Annotated in this window: 17 protein-coding genes; all 17 read left to right on the top strand. The window is 64.1% G+C overall.

Features of this window, described 5'->3' with window-relative positions:
* The first annotated feature begins 54 nt into the window (after positions 1-54).
* The 17 genes from RGQ15_RS15095 to RGQ15_RS15015 all read left to right on the top strand — a co-directional run bounded on the left by RGQ15_RS15095 (position 55) and on the right by RGQ15_RS15015 (position 16230).
* A complete protein-coding gene (locus RGQ15_RS15095; protein WP_311161339.1) occupies positions 55-1053 on the top strand; it encodes a cytochrome c oxidase subunit II in 999 nt (332 codons plus the stop codon).
* Positions 1050-3641: a cytochrome c oxidase subunit I gene (gene ctaD, locus RGQ15_RS15090; protein WP_311161337.1), complete on the top strand. Its 2592-nt coding sequence runs from the start codon at positions 1050-1052 to the stop codon at positions 3639-3641. The genes RGQ15_RS15095 and ctaD overlap by 4 nt, the downstream gene beginning before the upstream one ends.
* A complete protein-coding gene (locus RGQ15_RS15085; protein WP_311161335.1) occupies positions 3641-4000 on the top strand; it encodes a hypothetical protein in 360 nt (119 codons plus the stop codon). The genes ctaD and RGQ15_RS15085 overlap by 1 nt, the downstream gene beginning before the upstream one ends.
* Complete coding sequence (locus RGQ15_RS15080; RefSeq protein WP_311161334.1) at positions 3997-4557, top strand: cytochrome c oxidase assembly protein; 561 nt, start codon at positions 3997-3999, stop codon at positions 4555-4557. Before RGQ15_RS15085 ends, RGQ15_RS15080 begins: the two co-directional genes overlap by 4 nt.
* Positions 4554-5639 carry a c-type cytochrome gene (locus tag RGQ15_RS15075; RefSeq protein ID WP_311161333.1) on the top strand — a complete coding sequence of 362 codons (1086 nt, stop codon included), beginning with the start codon at positions 4554-4556 and terminating at the stop codon, positions 5637-5639. The genes RGQ15_RS15080 and RGQ15_RS15075 overlap by 4 nt, the downstream gene beginning before the upstream one ends.
* Complete coding sequence (locus RGQ15_RS15070; protein WP_311161331.1) at positions 5636-5890, top strand: hypothetical protein; 255 nt, start codon at positions 5636-5638, stop codon at positions 5888-5890. The genes RGQ15_RS15075 and RGQ15_RS15070 overlap by 4 nt, the downstream gene beginning before the upstream one ends.
* Before the next feature lie 455 nt (positions 5891-6345).
* Positions 6346-6492: a hypothetical protein gene (locus RGQ15_RS15065; protein ID WP_311161329.1), complete on the top strand. Its 147-nt coding sequence runs from the start codon at positions 6346-6348 to the stop codon at positions 6490-6492.
* A gap of 102 nt (positions 6493-6594) precedes the next feature.
* The gene (locus tag RGQ15_RS15060) at positions 6595-7065 is read left to right on the top strand and encodes a sigma-70 family RNA polymerase sigma factor (protein WP_311161327.1); all 471 of its coding nucleotides are present in this window, start codon (positions 6595-6597) and stop codon (positions 7063-7065) included.
* Positions 7066-7509: 444 nt separating this feature from the next.
* The gene (locus RGQ15_RS15055) at positions 7510-8424 is read left to right on the top strand and encodes a helix-turn-helix domain-containing protein (RefSeq protein ID WP_311161326.1); all 915 of its coding nucleotides are present in this window, start codon (positions 7510-7512) and stop codon (positions 8422-8424) included.
* 202 nt (positions 8425-8626) lie between these two features.
* Positions 8627-9457, top strand: coding sequence for an alpha/beta fold hydrolase (locus RGQ15_RS15050; RefSeq protein WP_311161325.1), 831 nt, complete (start codon positions 8627-8629; stop codon positions 9455-9457).
* A 53-nt stretch (positions 9458-9510) separates the two neighbouring features.
* Positions 9511-9795 carry a XapX domain-containing protein gene (locus tag RGQ15_RS15045; protein ID WP_311161324.1) on the top strand — a complete coding sequence of 95 codons (285 nt, stop codon included), beginning with the start codon at positions 9511-9513 and terminating at the stop codon, positions 9793-9795.
* A gap of 176 nt (positions 9796-9971) precedes the next feature.
* On the top strand, positions 9972-10808 hold the full coding sequence (locus RGQ15_RS15040; protein ID WP_311161323.1) for an alpha/beta fold hydrolase: 837 nt from the start codon (positions 9972-9974) through the stop codon (positions 10806-10808).
* A gap of 87 nt (positions 10809-10895) precedes the next feature.
* The gene (locus tag RGQ15_RS15035) at positions 10896-11582 is read left to right on the top strand and encodes a hydrolase (RefSeq protein ID WP_311161322.1); all 687 of its coding nucleotides are present in this window, start codon (positions 10896-10898) and stop codon (positions 11580-11582) included.
* A gap of 204 nt (positions 11583-11786) precedes the next feature.
* Positions 11787-13676: an amidohydrolase gene (locus RGQ15_RS15030; RefSeq protein ID WP_311161321.1), complete on the top strand. Its 1890-nt coding sequence runs from the start codon at positions 11787-11789 to the stop codon at positions 13674-13676.
* Positions 13677-14058: 382 nt separating this feature from the next.
* On the top strand, positions 14059-14340 hold the full coding sequence (locus RGQ15_RS15025; protein WP_311161320.1) for a hypothetical protein: 282 nt from the start codon (positions 14059-14061) through the stop codon (positions 14338-14340).
* Positions 14337-14651 (top strand): GNAT family N-acetyltransferase, encoded by a 315-nt coding sequence (locus RGQ15_RS15020; protein ID WP_311161319.1) that lies wholly within the window; start codon positions 14337-14339, stop codon positions 14649-14651. Before RGQ15_RS15025 ends, RGQ15_RS15020 begins: the two co-directional genes overlap by 4 nt.
* On the top strand, positions 14635-16230 hold the full coding sequence (locus tag RGQ15_RS15015) for an MFS transporter (RefSeq protein WP_311161318.1): 1596 nt from the start codon (positions 14635-14637) through the stop codon (positions 16228-16230). The genes RGQ15_RS15020 and RGQ15_RS15015 overlap by 17 nt, the downstream gene beginning before the upstream one ends.
* Positions 16231-16266 lie beyond the last annotated feature (36 nt).

The raw sequence follows: 16266 nt of genomic DNA, 5'->3' as shown, positions 1-16266 counted from the left end.
GGGGCACTTTTTCGCGTCCGGATCGTTGTGACCTTGATTGCCGACAGGGATATCATGGTCAACCCAGTGCCGTATCGCCTCGATAGCATCCGCCTGGCAGCGTGGCTTTGCGCGCTGCTCGTCGCCGGTTGCAAGGGTCCGCAATCGGTTCTGGATCCGGCTGGGCGGGATGCCGAGGTGCTGGCCGGACTGTTCTGGGTTCTTCTTTCGGGCGCGGTGGTGCTGTGGCTCGCGGTGAACGGTCTCATGCTGTACATCGCCCGACTGAACCCGCGCCCACATTCCCGGCGTCTGGCCGAAGCGCTGATCATTGGCGGCGGCATCGTCATGCCCACCTTGTTGCTGAGCGGGCTGCTGATCTTTGCCCTGCGCGAGATGCCCCGCCAGCGCGAAGCGGGCAGCGGCCTTACCGTGCGCGTGACGGGGGAAAGCTGGTGGTGGCGGGTCGAATATCTGCGTGACGGCGCGCCCGTCGCGAGTGCGAACGAACTGCGCCTGCCCACAGGCAGCCGAAGCGAACTTGTGCTTGAAGCCAGCGAATATATCCATTCCTTCTGGATACCCGCCTTCGGCGGCAAGACCGACATGATCCCGGGCCGGACGACGCGGATGTCGCTTGAACCCATCGCGACCGGTGAATATCGCGGCCAATGCGCCGAATTCTGCGGCGAAAGCCATGCCCGCATGGCGCTGATCGGCGTCGCGATGGAACCACAGGATTTCGCGGCTTGGCTGGAAGCGCAGGCAGACCCTGCAGCCGAGCCCTCAAGCCCCGAGGCGGGGCGCGGGCACGACATCTTCTTGCGCGAGGGCTGCGGCGGTTGCCACACCATACGGGGCACTCCGGCGCAGGGGCAGGCCGGGCCGGACCTGACCCATCTGGGCGGGCGGCGCTCGCTGGCGGCTGCAAGCCTGCCGATGGAAAGGTCCGCGCTGATCGACTGGCTTCGCGATCCTGCCAAGATCAAACCGGGTGCGCGCATGCCCGCCTATAGCCACCTGCCGGAAGCCGATCTTGCCGATCTTGCAACCTATCTGGAGGGTCTGGAATGAGCGCGAGCGATTTTCCCCAAGCCCGCGCAAGCTCGGGCATTCTCGACGGCCCGACGCAGGGCGTTTGGCCCCCCACCCCCGAGATGCTGGCCGCGCCCGTCGATCCCGACCTGTCGCGCGCTCAGGCCGAGCGATTGCGCAAGGCATGGGCAACTCCGCGCGGCTGGCGGCACCTCACTGCCGTGAACAATACCCATATCGGCAAATGGTACGCGATGACGGCCTTGGCCTTCATGCTGGGGGCGGGAATGCTGGCACTGTTGATGCGCGTCCAGCTTGCCGTGCCGGAAAACGGATTTCTCGATTCCGACCGGTTCAACCAGTTCTTCACGATGCATGGCTCGGCGATGATGTTCCTCTTCGCCGTTCCCATGTTCGAAGCCATCTCGATCCTGCTTTTGCCAGCAATGCTTGGCGCGCGCGACCTGCCCTTTCCGCGGCTTTCGGCCTATGGATATTGGTGTTTCCTGATCGGCGGCGCGTTCGTCATGGGTTCGGTCCTGTTCGACACCGCGCCCAATTCCGGCTGGTTCATGTATCCGCCGCTCGCAACGGAAAGCGAAGGGATCGGCGCCGATATCTGGCTACTGGGTCTGTCCTTCATCGAGGTCGCCTCGATTGCGGCGGCGGTCGAACTGATCGTCGGCGTCATCAAATGCCGCCCGCCCGGGATGCGCGTCAATCTGATGCCGCTTTATGCCTGGTATGTGCTGGTCGTAGGCGGGATGATCCTTTTCGCATTTCCGCCGCTGATCGCCGGGGATTTCCTTTTCGAGTTGCAGCGCTCACTCGACTGGCCCTTCTTCGACCCCGAGCGTGGCGGCGATCCGCTGCTGTGGCAGCACCTGTTCTGGATCTTCGGCCACCCCGAGGTCTATATCGTCTTCCTGCCCTCGATCGCGATTGCCGCGATGATCGTGCCGACGGCGGCGCGTGTCCCTATCACGGGCTATAGCTGGATCGTGCTATCGGCCGTGGGGACGGGTTTCCTCAGCTTCGGGCTCTGGGTGCATCACATGTTCACCACGGGCCTTCCGGCCTTGTCCCTGGGCTTCTTTTCAGCCGCCTCCGAAGCCGTGGTCATTCCGACCGGAGTTCAGATATTCGCCTTTCTCGCGACGCTGATGGTCGGGCGGGTGCGGATGATCCTGCCGATGCTCTGGATCGCGGGGGCCGTCGCGATATTCACCGCCGGGGGGCTGACCGGCGTGATGGTGGCTCTGGCCCCCTTCGACTGGCAGGTGCATGACACCTATTTCGTCGTGGCCCATCTGCATTACACGCTGTTCGGAGGCATGGTCTTTCCGGTGATCGGCGGAGTCTATTACTTCTTCCCCGTGATCATGAAGAAAAATCTGTCCGACCGGTTGGGCCACTGGTCCTTCTGGCTGTGCTTCTCGGGTTTCAACATCTGCTTCCTGCCCATGCACCTGACTGGCCTGCTGGGGATGCCGCGCCGGGTCTATACCTATCAGGGCGACCTGGGCTGGAATGCGCTGAACCTGATTTCGACGCTCGGGGCCTTTGTTCTCGCCCTGGGCATTCTGGTCTTTGTCTGGGATCTGGTCCGGCCCAAGGGCCACCAGCCGCATGCCCCCCGCAACCCCTGGGCCGCCGGAACACTTGAATGGACACATGACGTCCCGGACGAGCCATGGGGCGTACGTTCCCTGCCCTTTGTGACCTCACGCTATCCTTTATGGGACCAGCCCGAATTGGTGACGCGGATGGATGCGGGGCGTTTCTACCTGCCCGACGCAGCCGAGGGCCTGCGCGAGACGATGATCACCTCGGCGGTGGATGCCGAACCACAGCATATCGCACGGCTCAGCGGACCGGGATGGGCGCCCCTGATCGCCGCGATCTTCACCGGCGGGGCCTTTATCCTGCCGACATTCAAGATCTATGCGGCCGCCTTCATCTGCGGGCTTTTTGCCATCGCGGCGATCATGTGGTGGCTGTGGACCGCGACCGCGCGCATCCCCGAGCGCCCGATGAAGGCCGCCGGGTTGGGCTTGCGGCTGCCGACCTACGTTTCTGGGCGCAAGGCGCCAGGCTGGTGGGCTGTGTTCATCACCATGCTGGGCGATGCGACGGGCTTCGCCAGCCTGGTCTTCGGCGTCTTCTTCTACTGGACGGCGCGGCCCGATTTCCCGCCGCCGGGCAGTTCCCATGCCGATGCGGGGGCGATCCTGATCGCGGCGCTTCTGCTGTCGGCCGCATGGGGCGCGACGCGGCTGGCGCGGGGGCTGAACGCGGCGAGCCGCGTCGTAGCCGCGCGCAGATTGCTGCTGGCAGGGCCGGTCCTGGCGCTTGGTGGTTGTGGCGCGATGATCGCCGCCATCCTGCATCTGGCCCCGCAAACTCATGTCTATCCCGCGATGGTCTGCGCGCTGGTGGTCTGGACTGTGGCTCATGTACTTTGCGGCGCGTTGATGCAGGGCTATTGCCTGGCGCGCAGCCTGGCCGGACGCATGACCCCGCGTTACGACGCGGATCTGTGGAACACCACGCTCTACTGGCATTTCCTGATCGCGACCTGCCTCACCGCCTGTGCGATGATTGCCTTGGCCCCGAGGGCGATGTGATGGCGCACCGTCATCGCAGCCTGTGGCACATGATCATCCCGCCGGTGATCTGGGCGCTGCATTTCGTGGGCGTCTATGGCTGGGGCGCGATCGTTTGCGCCAAGGCCGCGCCCTATGTCTGGGCACGTGGGGGGATCGTTGCGATGACCGCCGTCGCGTTGGTGTTGATCCTTTGGCAAGCTGTGCTTGCATGGCGGCAATGGGATTTCCTCGACGACGGGGACCATGTCCATGAGCATCCGACGGCCACCGCGCGACGCGAGTTTCTGGGCCACGCGGGGCTGCTCTTGGCAATTGTCTCGTTCATAGCGGTCGCTTTCGTCACATTGCCCGTTCTGTTCGTGGGTGACTGCCGATGACCTTCCGGATCGCCGCTGCCCTTGTCCTAGCGATCCTGTGGCTGCCAGATTGGCCAGGCGTTCTTGGACCGTTTCCGGGCCATATGATCCGTCATATGGGCCTCGTCGCAATCGCCGCACCACTTGTCGTGCTGGGCTGGCCCTTCTTCTCACGCATCGCCCCTCCGGTTCTGGCCGCCGCGGCTTTCGAGGCCGTCATCGTGTGGGCTGCCCATATGCCGCTTCTCCACGCTGCCAGCCGTCAGCAAGGCATCGCGCTGATCGTCGAACAGGCTTCGTTCCTGGTGGCCGGAATCGCCGTCTGGGCGGGCGCGTGGCAGCGTGGTGGAGCGCTGGCGGGCGCCGTCGGATTGCTGCTGACGTCGATGCACATGACGCTGCTGGGCACGATCCTGATCCTTGCGCCGCGCGATCTTTACGCAGCCCTTTGCGGAACCGCGCCCGACCTTCGCGGGCAGCAACTGGGCGGGATCATCATGCTGGGGATCGGCACGCCGATCTATCTTCTTGCCGGGCTGAGCCTGACCGCCTCGGCGCTCAATGAGCGATCCGCATGACCCGCTTGCGCCGCCTGCTGGCCCGGATCGACGGCTTCAGCGTCACCCTCACGCTTGGCGTGCTTGCTGTGGCAGGGTTGCTCGCGTTGGCGCTGGTCATCGGCTTTGGACTTTACAACGTCTCGGCCCGCAAGGGACATTTCGCGCCAGTTGAATGGGTATTTCACACGATCTTTCGCAATTCGGTGGCGATGCGGGCCGCAGATCACGCGCCGGAAAGGCTCGACACGCCTGAAATGATCGCGCTGGGGGCTGGCCATTACGAGCAGGCCTGCCGTATCTGCCACGGTCGCCCTGGGGCGCCGCAATCCGCCACGATCCGCGCGATGGAGCCCGCCCCACCGCATTTGCAATCCCTCGCCGGCGCCTGGAACCCCAGCGAGTTGCACTGGATCATCCATCAGGGGGCCAAGATGACCGGGATGCCGGCATGGCCTGCCGTGCGCAAGGACGATGTCTGGCCTGTCGTGGCCTTCCTGCGCGCAGCCGCACAGATGGACAGCGCAAGCTACGATCTTCTGACCGGTCGCCCGGCGCAGGGCGCATGCAGCATGTGTCATGGCGCCGGGGGAGCATCGCGAAACACGCTTATCCCGCGGCTGGATATCCTGTCGCCCGAATATATCGCGTCAAGCCTGCACGCCTATCGCGATGGCAGGCGTGACAGTGGCATCATGGCGCAGGCGGCATCCCGTCTGGACGACGCGACCATCGCACAACTGTCGTCGAGCTTCGATGAGCCAGAGGAAACGGCCGAAAAGATGACGATGACCGGACCGGGGGCGGAACTTGCCGCGCGGGGGCGCGGTTCCGTGCCGTCATGCCGCGCATGCCACGGGCCATGGCCCGCACCCTTGAACACGGCATTTCCGGCGCTTGCTGGCCAGCATGGGCCTTATCTTCGGCGCCAATTGCTGCTTTGGCGCGACGGTCCGCGCGGCGGCGGTGAACTTGAGCAACTGATGCATCTGGCCGCACGCGATCTGACCAATGCGGAAATCGAGAACCTTGCGGCCTATTATTCAGCGTTGCCCCCGGCCCGGCTCGACCGAAACACCCACCCGAAAGGAACCACCCCATGACGGACCTGCAGATCAGGACAGATGCAGAGCGGATGGCCTGCGACAAACTGATCGCTGCATTGCCTGCGATTGTGGACCGCGACGCTTTGCAGCAAATTCTGGATTGGCTGGAAGCGCGACAAATCTTGCAAGATGGCCAGGAAGATCCCGGCGCGGTGGAAACCGACGGGCTGGCGCTGGAACTGGCTGTGGCAAATGCATTCCGGCGGATGGCCGAGGCGTTGCGAAGGGAAATGCAGACAGGGATGTGACCTTCGGCCAACGTGAACACCGCTCAGGCAAGGCCCTCCACGCCGAATCCGGTCAGCGCCAACGGCGCCCCGTGACAAGGGTCTGTCTGGACTGATCCCACAGAAGCCGTGAAATGGAAGGGCCAAGCTGCCGCCCAGGGCAAGCCGTCCCTTGCGGATCATCTGGGCCATTTCCACTTCAGACAGATATGCCTGAGTGGGGCGATGGATTGGAAGCCCCAGCCTTGCCGCCAGAATTGCCGCTTCAGGAACCCGAAAGACCCGCTCGGGCACAGGATGATCCCGCATTGGGTATGTTGTGGAAGCTTGGGTTCCCGCCCAGCCATGCAACAGTTTTGTCAGCTGCGTTTCTGCTGTAACCTTCTCGTGTTCGTGACAGTGTTTCCGCCCATATCCTGGCACATTCGATCGGCATTATGGTTCACTGGTTCGAAAGGGAGGAAATGGGCTGTCCAATGCATGAAAAGGATGATGGGCTCGGGCCCGAACTGGACAAGGCGCTCGCTTCACTTCTTGAGCAAACCCGCAATGAGCCGGTCTCGTCGGGATTGCGCGAATTGGCCGAGCGACTGGCAAAGGCACTGGAGAAGCCGCGCGACTGATCCCAGCGACGCCTTGCGCAGGATTTGGCCGACTTGGCAGAGAGGCGGAACCGGGAACGACCACCGCAGCTTTTTCCTTGGTGGATACCGAGGAGGTCTCCCATGAAGGATGAAGTCGTTGAACAGATCCCCGCCCTGCGGGCCTATTCTCGCGTTCTTTGCCGCTCGGTTCCTGATGCCGAGGATCTCGTTCAGGAAACCCTGTTGCGCGCCATTGACTATTCCGACAGCTTTCGGCCCGGAACCAACTTGCGCGCCTGGCTTTTCACGATCATGCGCAATCGCTTCTATACCAGTTGCCGCAAATCCGCCCGCGAACGGACCGGAGAGGTGGATTGCGTGGCGCAACAACTTAGAATAGAGGCGGACCAGGATTGGCATATGCAGGTTCTTGAAATGAAATCCGCCCTGAGCGATCTGCCGGCGCATTATCGTGAAGCAATCGTTCTTGTCGGTGCCCTGGGCGAAAGCTACCGCGAGGCGGCACGCGTGATGAATTGCGATATCGGCACGGTCAAAAGCCGCGTCAGCCGCGCGCGCCAAATGCTGCACAAGGTGCTTGAGCCGGTCTAGCTGCTTCACATGCGCGCGCAGTTTCGCGATCTCGCATATCCAACGGATCATGACGACAAGTGAGAAAGGATCGCGGCGGCTGTCGCACGATCCCGCGACACATCCAGAACAAGACCGCCGTGAGCCTGGCCGACAAGAACCGCCTACTCGCCATTCGACGAGTTGGTAGAAGCGCCGGCAGAAGTTCGGCACAGCCGGACCTGCAAGCTCCGCCTCTGTAAGGTTCCCGTTGGTATCCGAACAGGGACGTGTCGGCCGGTCAGAATTCCAGGGCCTCACGGAGATCGATACATCCGGAGGTATTGGTGCTATGCGAAAGCCTGAACGCACGGCACGACGTAAGTTCGAAGCATGGTCGTAGCCCTTTCCTGCGACAGACACAGGTTGATGGTGCATAATCGCTGAGATGTGACGGCCTGACCGGTTGACCGAAAGGATGGCAAAATGTCGTTGCTGAAGGATACCGCAGCTGAGGACCGCCCCGGTTCCAGGGGCAAGGATTCTCTCGGCTGTTCGACCGCTGAACTGTTGGTCGATCAGGCCGCCTTTTCCCGTGACATGGTCTTTCGCCGCAAGACAGCGAGTGGGAATTTCCGCAATCATGTTCAAACACCAGCCTCCGACCGCGGGTTGCTGATTGGCGTCTCTCTCACAAACGGCCACCACCGGCGCGTGCGCGAAGCTAACAGGCCCCGCAACCAGACCTTCGACCGCGGTGACATCTATATCCGCGATTTCTCTTCCAGCTACGAGGCCGAGTTCAACGGCTCCTTCGACTTTTTCCTGATCGAACTGGACAAGGGTTTTCTCGACCACGCGGAAACCTATACCGGCCAGGTGGCGCGGCAGGATCTGGACCGCCTGCTGGGCGCGCGCGACGACGTGCTGGAAAACCTCGCCCGCGCGCTGCTGCCAGCGCTCGCCTGCCCCGACGGCACCGATGCGCTTTACCTCGAGCAGATGGAAACGGTGATCGCAAGCCATCTGCTGCGCCGTCACGCCCATGAGCGCTCGGACGCGTCCCCGGTCCGGCCACTGACGCCGCCGGCGATCCTCAGGGCGTTGGAAATGCTCGCCGATCGAAGCGAGGGACAGGCCTCGATGTCCGGGATCGCCCGCGAACTCAATCTGCCGCGCAACCATTTCTTTTCCGCCTTTCGCAACGCCACCGGGGTGACCCCCTATCAATGGCTGCTGAACCAGCGGCTGGAAAACGCCCGGCGCCTGCTGCTTCGAAGCGACCTGTCGCTGGCCGATATCGCGCTGAGCTGCGGTTTCTCGGACCAGAGCCATTTCACCCGCATCTTCCGCCGGGCCGAGGGCATGCCACCGGGCAGATGGCGTCAACGCGTCCGCTGACACGGCCGCTGCGGTACGATTGTTCAAAGTCGCGGGCAAACGTGCAAGATCGCACCTGACTGTCGCGATAATCTGGAATGGCTTCATGCAAGGAGCCGTCTCGAATGTCGCGCACGCCCTCCGCAATGCCGAGCCCGCAGGCCCCCCGTCTGTCGACCTTTCATCCGGGCCGGTTTCCGAACAGCCCCACGGAGGTGAGGCGATGAGTGTCTTCACCACCTCCGATGGGGTCGATATCCATTACAAGAGCCAGGGCAATGGGCGAGCGATCCTGTTTAGCCATGGCTGGCCGCTTTCGGGGGATGCGTGGGAAACGCAAATGCTGTTCTTCGGCATTCGAGGCTTTCGCGCCATCGCCTATGACCGGCGCAGCCATGGTCGGTCGCAGCAGGTCTGGGAAGGCAATGAGATCGAGCGCACGGCCAAGGATCTGGCCGAGTTGATGGACCACCTCGACCTGCGAAATGTTGTGCTGGTAGGGCATGCCGCGGGCGGAGGCGAAGCGGCACGCTACATCCGTCGCCACGGCTGCGGCCGGCTGGCAGCGGTCGTTCTGGTGGCTGCGGTGCCGCCGATGATGCTGCGGTCCGCAGACAATCCCGAAGGTCTGCCGCAAGAGATCTTCGACAGTATCCGGGCCGGAATCGCCGCAAACCGGTCGCAGTTCTTCCGCGATTTCGCGGTGCCATTCTATGGCCACAACCGCCCGGGCGTCACGGTCATGCCGGGACTGGAGGACGCGCTCTGGCTGCAGGCCATGTCCGGCGGGCTGAAGGGGATCTACGACGGCGTCGGCGCCTTCGGCGAGGTCGACTTTACCGACGACCTCAAGGCGATAACCGTGCCGGTCCTGATCCTGCACGGAGACGACGACCAGATCGTACCGATCAAGGCTTCGGCCCTCAGGGCAGTACGGCTTATCCCGCAGGCAACGCTCAAGATCTATCCCGGCGGCCCACACGGATTGGCGGAAACCCACCCCGAGCAGTTCGGTCGCGACCTTCTGTCCTTCATCCACGGACTGGCGCCCTGATCCCGCAACATCGCCCGCCACAAGGCGCGGCCCGATCGAAAAGGAGATTGAGCATGAAACCCTATCTGGCCTCCCTTTGCGCCGGGGTTCTGGTGGGCGCGATCTACAGTCTGCTCAATGTGCGCTCTCCGGCGCCACCGGTGATCGCGCTGGTGGGGCTGTTGGGGATTCTCATCGGAGAGCAGACCGTGCCGCTTCTGCGCCATCTTATGGCCGAGGGGCGGGTGGGGGTTTCCTGGTTCGAAAGCCAGTGCCGCCCGCATCTCTTCGGCCGGCTGCCCGAAGGCTGCGCCAGTCCGGCCGCGCCACCCGATCCTGCAAGCCAGCACGAGGGTTGATCGATACCTGTTCCCCACCATCACCTTTGAACGAGGTTGCATGTGTTGCTGATTTACCGTTCCGGCGCCGGCGTTCTGGCCGACGGTTCCGCCTTGCCGCCCTGGCGGGTCTGCCCCCCTGGATCGCGCCCCTTGGCGCCTCCGACCTCTTCGCTTCCCCTGAAGGAGACCTCATGATGGATTATGTGACCACGCCTGACGGCACCCAGATTTTCTACAAGGACTGGGGCCCCAAGGACGCCCGCCCGATCATGTTCCACCACGGCTGGCCGCTGAGCTCGGACGATTGGGACGCGCAGCTTCTGTTCTTCCTCGCGCGGGGATACCGTGTGGTGGCGCATGACCGGCGCGGCCACGGGCGCTCTGCGCAGGTGGATCACGGTCATGACATGGACCATTACGCAGCGGACGCCTTCTCTGTGGTCGAGGCGCTGGATCTCCGCGGGGTCGTCCATATCGGCCATTCCACCGGCGGCGGCGAGGTGGCCCGCTATGTCGCCCGCCATGGCGAGCCGGCAGGCAGGGTGGCCAAGGCGGTGCTCGTGGCCGCCGTGCCGCCCCTGATGGTGCAGACCGAGAGCAATCCGGCAGGCTTGCCGCGAGCGGTGTTCGACGGATTTCGCGCCGCGCTTGCCGCCAATCGCGCGCAATTCTTCCGCGACGTGCCCGCCGGTCCCTTTTACGGTTTCAACCGTGATGGTGCCGAGGTCAAGGAAGGGGTGATCCAGAACTGGTGGCGCCAGGGCATGATGGGCGGTGCCAAGGCCCATTATGATGGCATCAAGGCCTTCTCCGAGACCGATCAGACCGAGGATCTGAAATCCATCAGCCTGCCGGTGATGGTGCTGCATGGCGAGGATGACCAGATCGTCCCCATCGGCGCCTCTGCTCACAAGTCTGTCCATCTGCTGCCTAACGGCAGCCTCAAGACCTATCCCGGCCTCTCCCACGGCATGCTGACCGTCAACGCCGACATTCTGAACGCGGATCTTCTCGCCTTTATCGAGGCCTGATCCGCTTTCCGACCCTCCCACGCATGACGTCGGGTTCGATCCGGCTCACGCGCCTCCACTGTTTCCTGCTGTATGAAAGGAAAGGCCATGTCCTATACCGATGTCCTGACGCCATCGAACAGCCAGCTGATCTTCATCGACCATCAGCCGCAGATGGCCTTTGGCGTGCAGTCGATCGACCGCCAGGTCCTGAAGAACAATACCGTGGGTCTTGCCAAGGCGGCCCGGATCTTCAACGTGCCGACCACCATCACGACCGTCGAGACCAAAAGCTTCTCGGGCCATACCTACCCGGAACTGCTGGCCGTCTTCCCCGAGGCACCGATCTTGGAGCGCAGCTCGATGAACTCCTGGGATGACCAGAAGGTGCGGGACGCTTTGGGGAAGAACGCTCGTGAAGGGCGCAAGAAAGTGGTGGTGTCGGGCCTTTGGACCGAGGTCTGCAACACCACCTTCGCGCTCAGCTGCCTGAATGATACGGATTATGAAATCTACATGGTCGCCGATGCCTCGGGTGGGACATCGATGGATGCGCACAAGTATTCCATGGACAGGATGGTGCAGGCCGGCGTGGTGCCGGTGACCTGGCAGCAGGTGCTTCTGGAATGGCAGCGTGACTGGGCCCATCGCGACAGCTACGATGCCGTTATGGCACTGGTGAAGGAACACTCCGGTGCTTACGGCATGGGGGTCGATTACGCCTATACCATGGTCCATGGCGCCCCCGAGCGGGTCACGCATGGTCCGTCGCTTGACCCCGTGCCCGCCATCTAGATCAACGGACGAGGCTTCAACGAACGGTCCGGCCAACCGGCCCGGCACGTCTGTTCCTCAAGATCAGAGGGATTCGCCATGACCAAAGACTTGAACAGGGGCCCACCGGCCAGTCGCCGAAACGCTCTTGCCGCTCTGGGGGCGACCAGTGCTCTCGCCCTGCTGCGCCCTTCTCTCGCCCGCGCCCAACAGGAGACGCGACCAATGCCCCAGGACAGGACCTCCGACATGCCCGACAGCTCTCTCATCCTGCGCAATGGTCGGATCACCACGCTGGATGCCGACCGCGCCGAGGTAAGCGCCATCCTGCTGAAAGAGGGCAAGGTCGCCGCGATCGGCTCCGATGCCGAGGTGATGGGCCTGGCCGATGACGCGACGCAGGTGGTCGACCTTGGTGGGCGTCGCGTCATTCCCGGCCTCAATGACAGCCATACCCATCTCATTCGCGGCGGGCTCAACTACAATATGGAGCTACGTTGGGAAAATGTGCCTTCGCTCGCGGATGCGCTGGCGATGCTCAAGCGCCAGGCAGCGGTGACACCCAGCCCGCAATGGGTGCGGGTGGTCGGCGGCTGGTCCGAGTTCCAGTTCGCCGAACGCCGGATGCCGACACTCGACGAGATCAATGCAGCTGCCCCGGATACGCCGGTCTTCATCCTGCATCTCTATGCTTCAGCGCTGCTCAACCGCGCCGCGCTGAAGGCGCTTGGCATCACCGGCGACACCCCAGACCCGCCCGGCGGCGAGATCGAGCGCGACGCCCGCGGCAACCCCACAGGGATGCTGATCGCGCGCCCCTCCGCGCTCATTCTCTATTCGACCCTGGCTCAGGGACCGAAGCTCGCCGAGGAGGACCAGAAGAACTCCACCCGGCATTTCATGCGCGAGTTGAACCGTCTTGGCGTCACCTCGGTGATCGATGCGGGCGGCGGTGGCCAGAACTATCCGCAGGATTACAATGTCACCCAGTCGCTGCATGAAGAAGGCCAGATGACCCTTCGCGTGGCCTATAACCTCTTTGCCCAGAAGGCCGGCGCAGAGCTTTCCGACTATGAACGCTGGGTAGGGCTCACCGAGCCGGGCGCGGGCGACGACTGGCTGCGGATGAACGGCGCCGGCGAAAACCTTGCCTGGTCGGCGGCGGATTTCGAGAATTTCCTCGAACCGCGACCAGATCCCGCCCCGGTGATGGAGGCGGAACTCGAACGCATCGTCGAGCTACTGGCCACCAACGACTGGCCCTTCCGCATCCATGCCACCTATGATGAGACGATCGACCGGTTTCTCTCGGTCTTCGAGCGGGTGAATGGCAAGACCCCTTTCAAGACCCGTTTCATCATCGACCACGCCGAGACGATCAGCCAGCGCAATATCGAGCGCATCAAGGCGCTTGGCGGCGGTATCGCAACCCAGCACCGGATGGCCTTTCAGGGCGAATACTTTGTCGATCGCTATGGCGCAAAGTCGGCAGAGGCGACACCGCCGATCCGCGACATGCTGCGCAGCGGCCTGCCGGTGGGGGCCGGCACCGATGCGACCCGGGTGGCAAGTTACGATCCCTGGGTCTCCATGCATTGGCTCACCACCGGAAAGACGGTGGGCGGGCTCAGGCTTTACGGCGAAGATCAGCTCCTGACCCGCGAAGAGGCGCTGGCGCTCTGGACCACCGGCTCGGCCTGGTTCTCGGGCGAGCAGGAGGTGAAGGGCCGGCTTTCGGTAGGCATGTATGGCGACCTTGCGGTGCTGAACCATGACGTGATGAGCGTGCCGGACGCGGCGATCAGATCCACGACGTCGGTGATGACCGTGGTGGGCGGCAGGATCGTCTTTGCCGCGGGCGATTTCGCCGATCTGAACCCGCCACTGCCGCCGGCAAGCCCTGACTGGGCCGCGAATGCCCAATTCGCCAGCCCCGGCGAGCGGGCGGCGCCTCTGACGCCAGCGACCACCGAGATGCGCGCCTGCCATGATGGCTGCACCTCGGGCTGCGGCCTTCACGGTCACAGTCATGGCATCGCCTGGACGAACCCGATCCCGGTGCGCGACAAAGGCGCCTTCTGGGGGGCGCTTGGCTGTTCCTGCTTTGCGCCGTGAGCCGCTCTCGGTAGGGCCTTTCGCCCCGTCTTCCACCACGGAGACCTGCATGCCTTGCGTTCGCCGGAACCGCTGTCCTCGCCCACGCGACCTTCATCTTTCCGGCGGGGCAGCTCGCCCTCCGGCCCGAAGAGGTCGTCTGCGCCAATGACCTGGCGCGGGACGGCCAGCCGGAGAGCCCCGACCATCGGGCCAACCCTTCCGCCCCCCGCGCGCTGGCAGGTCGCCAAGGCGCTGGCGGGCGGGCCCAGAAGACGGCCCCACAGGGTCCGCTGCCTCTGCCTAGCACGGCAATCCTGTGGGCCGCGTTCTGAGCCTGCATTTGCCCCGTCGAATTAGCTCACTCGAACACCGAGCCACCCCTGCGATCGGAGACCGGAACATGACTGCCCCGCCTCTGCCGAGCCCCGGTGCCCTGGTAGCGATGACCTGCCCCTTCCGGGCCAGCCCAGTTGCCTATCTCGGCCTGACATTGCCCAGGCTCACCGCCTTTGTCGTCACCCTGATCCAGGGTTACGGTTCCCTCTGCCTGATCCCCGGCCTTCTTCCCCGACGCGCGATCGCCAGCGACACGCCGCATATCTTCGCCGCCGATATCGGGCTCATGCGCGGGCCGATCCTCGCCCGCCTGCTGCCCAGCACGCATGAAAGATCGAGACCATGACCAAGATTGCACCGACGCCCCCAGAGATCACCTATCAGGACAGCGAGACCAAAGGTCGATACGTCGCCCGACTCCTCGGCGTCGCTGGCGAGGCCGATCTCACCTTCTCCAAGGTTTCGGAGAGCTTGATCATCGCCGACCACACCGCCGTGCCGGACAGCATGCGCGGCACTGGGATGGGGAGCGCACTTGCAGAACGGCTGATTGCCGATGCCCGCGCCAAGGGGCAGCGCATCGTGCCGCTCTGTCCGTTCGTGCGCGCCTTTGCGATGAAGCAACGGGAGGCGCTTGCCGATGTCATCCAGTGGTAATCCCGCAGCTTCCGCAAGCCCCGGCGCTTTCACCCCTTTCGGCCACCGTGCCTTCGCCCTTCTGTGGACTGCCACGCTGATCTCCAATATCGGGACCTGGATGCATGACGTCGGCGCTGGCTGGTTGATGACCACCCTCGATCCGAGCCCCGGGATCGTCAGCCTGGTTCAGGCCGCGACCACCTTGCCAGTGTTCCTTTTCGCGCTGCTTGCGGGGGCGCTTGCGGACCGGCTCGACAAGCGCAGGCTGCTCGTTGGCATCAACTGCGCGCTGGCCCTGGTGGTCACCCTGCTGGCCACCCTGGTCTGGGCCGGACAGATGACCCCGCAGCTGCTGCTCGGGATCACCCTCATTCTGGGCACCGGGGCCGCCTTCATGGCCCCGGCCTGGCAGGCCATCGTGCCGATGCTGGTCCCGCGCGCGGATCTGAAGCCGGCTATCGCGCTCAATTCCATGGGCATCAATATCAGCCGTGCCATCGGCCCGGCGCTGGCCGGGGTGCTGATCGCCGGTGTCGGCCTCGCCGCGCCCTTTGCGCTCAACGCCATCAGCCATCTCGTGATTATCGCCGCGCTGCTTGCCTGGACCCCGCCCGAGACCGCGCGACCCCGGATTACCGGATCACTTCTTGCCGACATGCGCACCGGCCTGCGCCATGTGCGCCACAATGACGCCATGCGGGCGGTGCTGCTGCGCGCGGCCAGCTTCTTTCTTTGCGCCTCTGCCTATTGGTCGCTCTTGCCGCTGATTGCCCGAGAGGAAGGCGGCGGCTCTACCCTTTATGGCGGGCTGATGGCGCTGATCGGTACCGGCGCTGTCTGCGGCGCGCTTGCCCTGCCGCGTTTGCAGCGCCGTCTCGGCACTGACCGCACCGCCCGAACCGGCGCCCTTGGCACCGTATTGGCGCTTCTGGTCTTGGCCGCCTCGGACAGTCCGCTGGCCCTGCTGCCTGCCGCCTTTCTTGGCGGGCTCGCCTGGATCGCGGTGCTGACCGCCTTCAACCTTTCCGCCCAGACGGCCTTGCCCGATTGGGTGCGCGCGCGAGGGCTGGCGGTCTTCCTGATGGTCTTCTTCGGTTCGATGGCGCTGGGTGCGGTGCTTTGGGGCCAACTGGCGGCACGCCTGGGGATCGACGCCGCCCTTCTCATGGCGGCTGGGGGCCTGCTCGTCGGCCTCTGGCTCACCCGCCGCGTTCGCATCGGCACCGGCGAAAGACTGGATCACACGCCCGCCAGCGCTTGGCCCGAGGCACCCGCCCTTGCCGATCCCGCCCGGGCCGACCGCGCCGCCATGGTCACCGTCACCTATCGGGTCGCCCCCGAAGACCGTGAGGCCTTTCTCTCCACCCTGCATGCGTTCGCGCCCCAGCGCCTGCGCGATGGCGCGAGCCAGTGGCACCTGCACGAAAGCGTCGAGGAGCCGGGCATCTGGGTCGAGACCTTCATGCTTCCCAGCTGGGCCGAACATCTCGCCCAGCACGAGCGGCTTTCACGCAGCGATGCCGATCTGCAGGCCGAGCTCCGCGCCTTTGACCGCAGCCCCGAAGGCCCGCAGGTCCGCCATTTCCTGAAGGACTGAACCCGGACGTACGGTCGTTCCACATCTTGCAGACAA

Origin of the sequence: Paracoccus sp. MBLB3053 (assembly GCF_031822435.1) — a bacterium.
Taxonomy (GTDB): Bacteria; Pseudomonadota; Alphaproteobacteria; order Rhodobacterales; family Rhodobacteraceae; genus Paracoccus; species Paracoccus aurantius.
The sequence above is the reverse complement of the archived record's forward strand: the minus strand, read 5'-3'. Positions and strand labels throughout refer to the sequence as shown.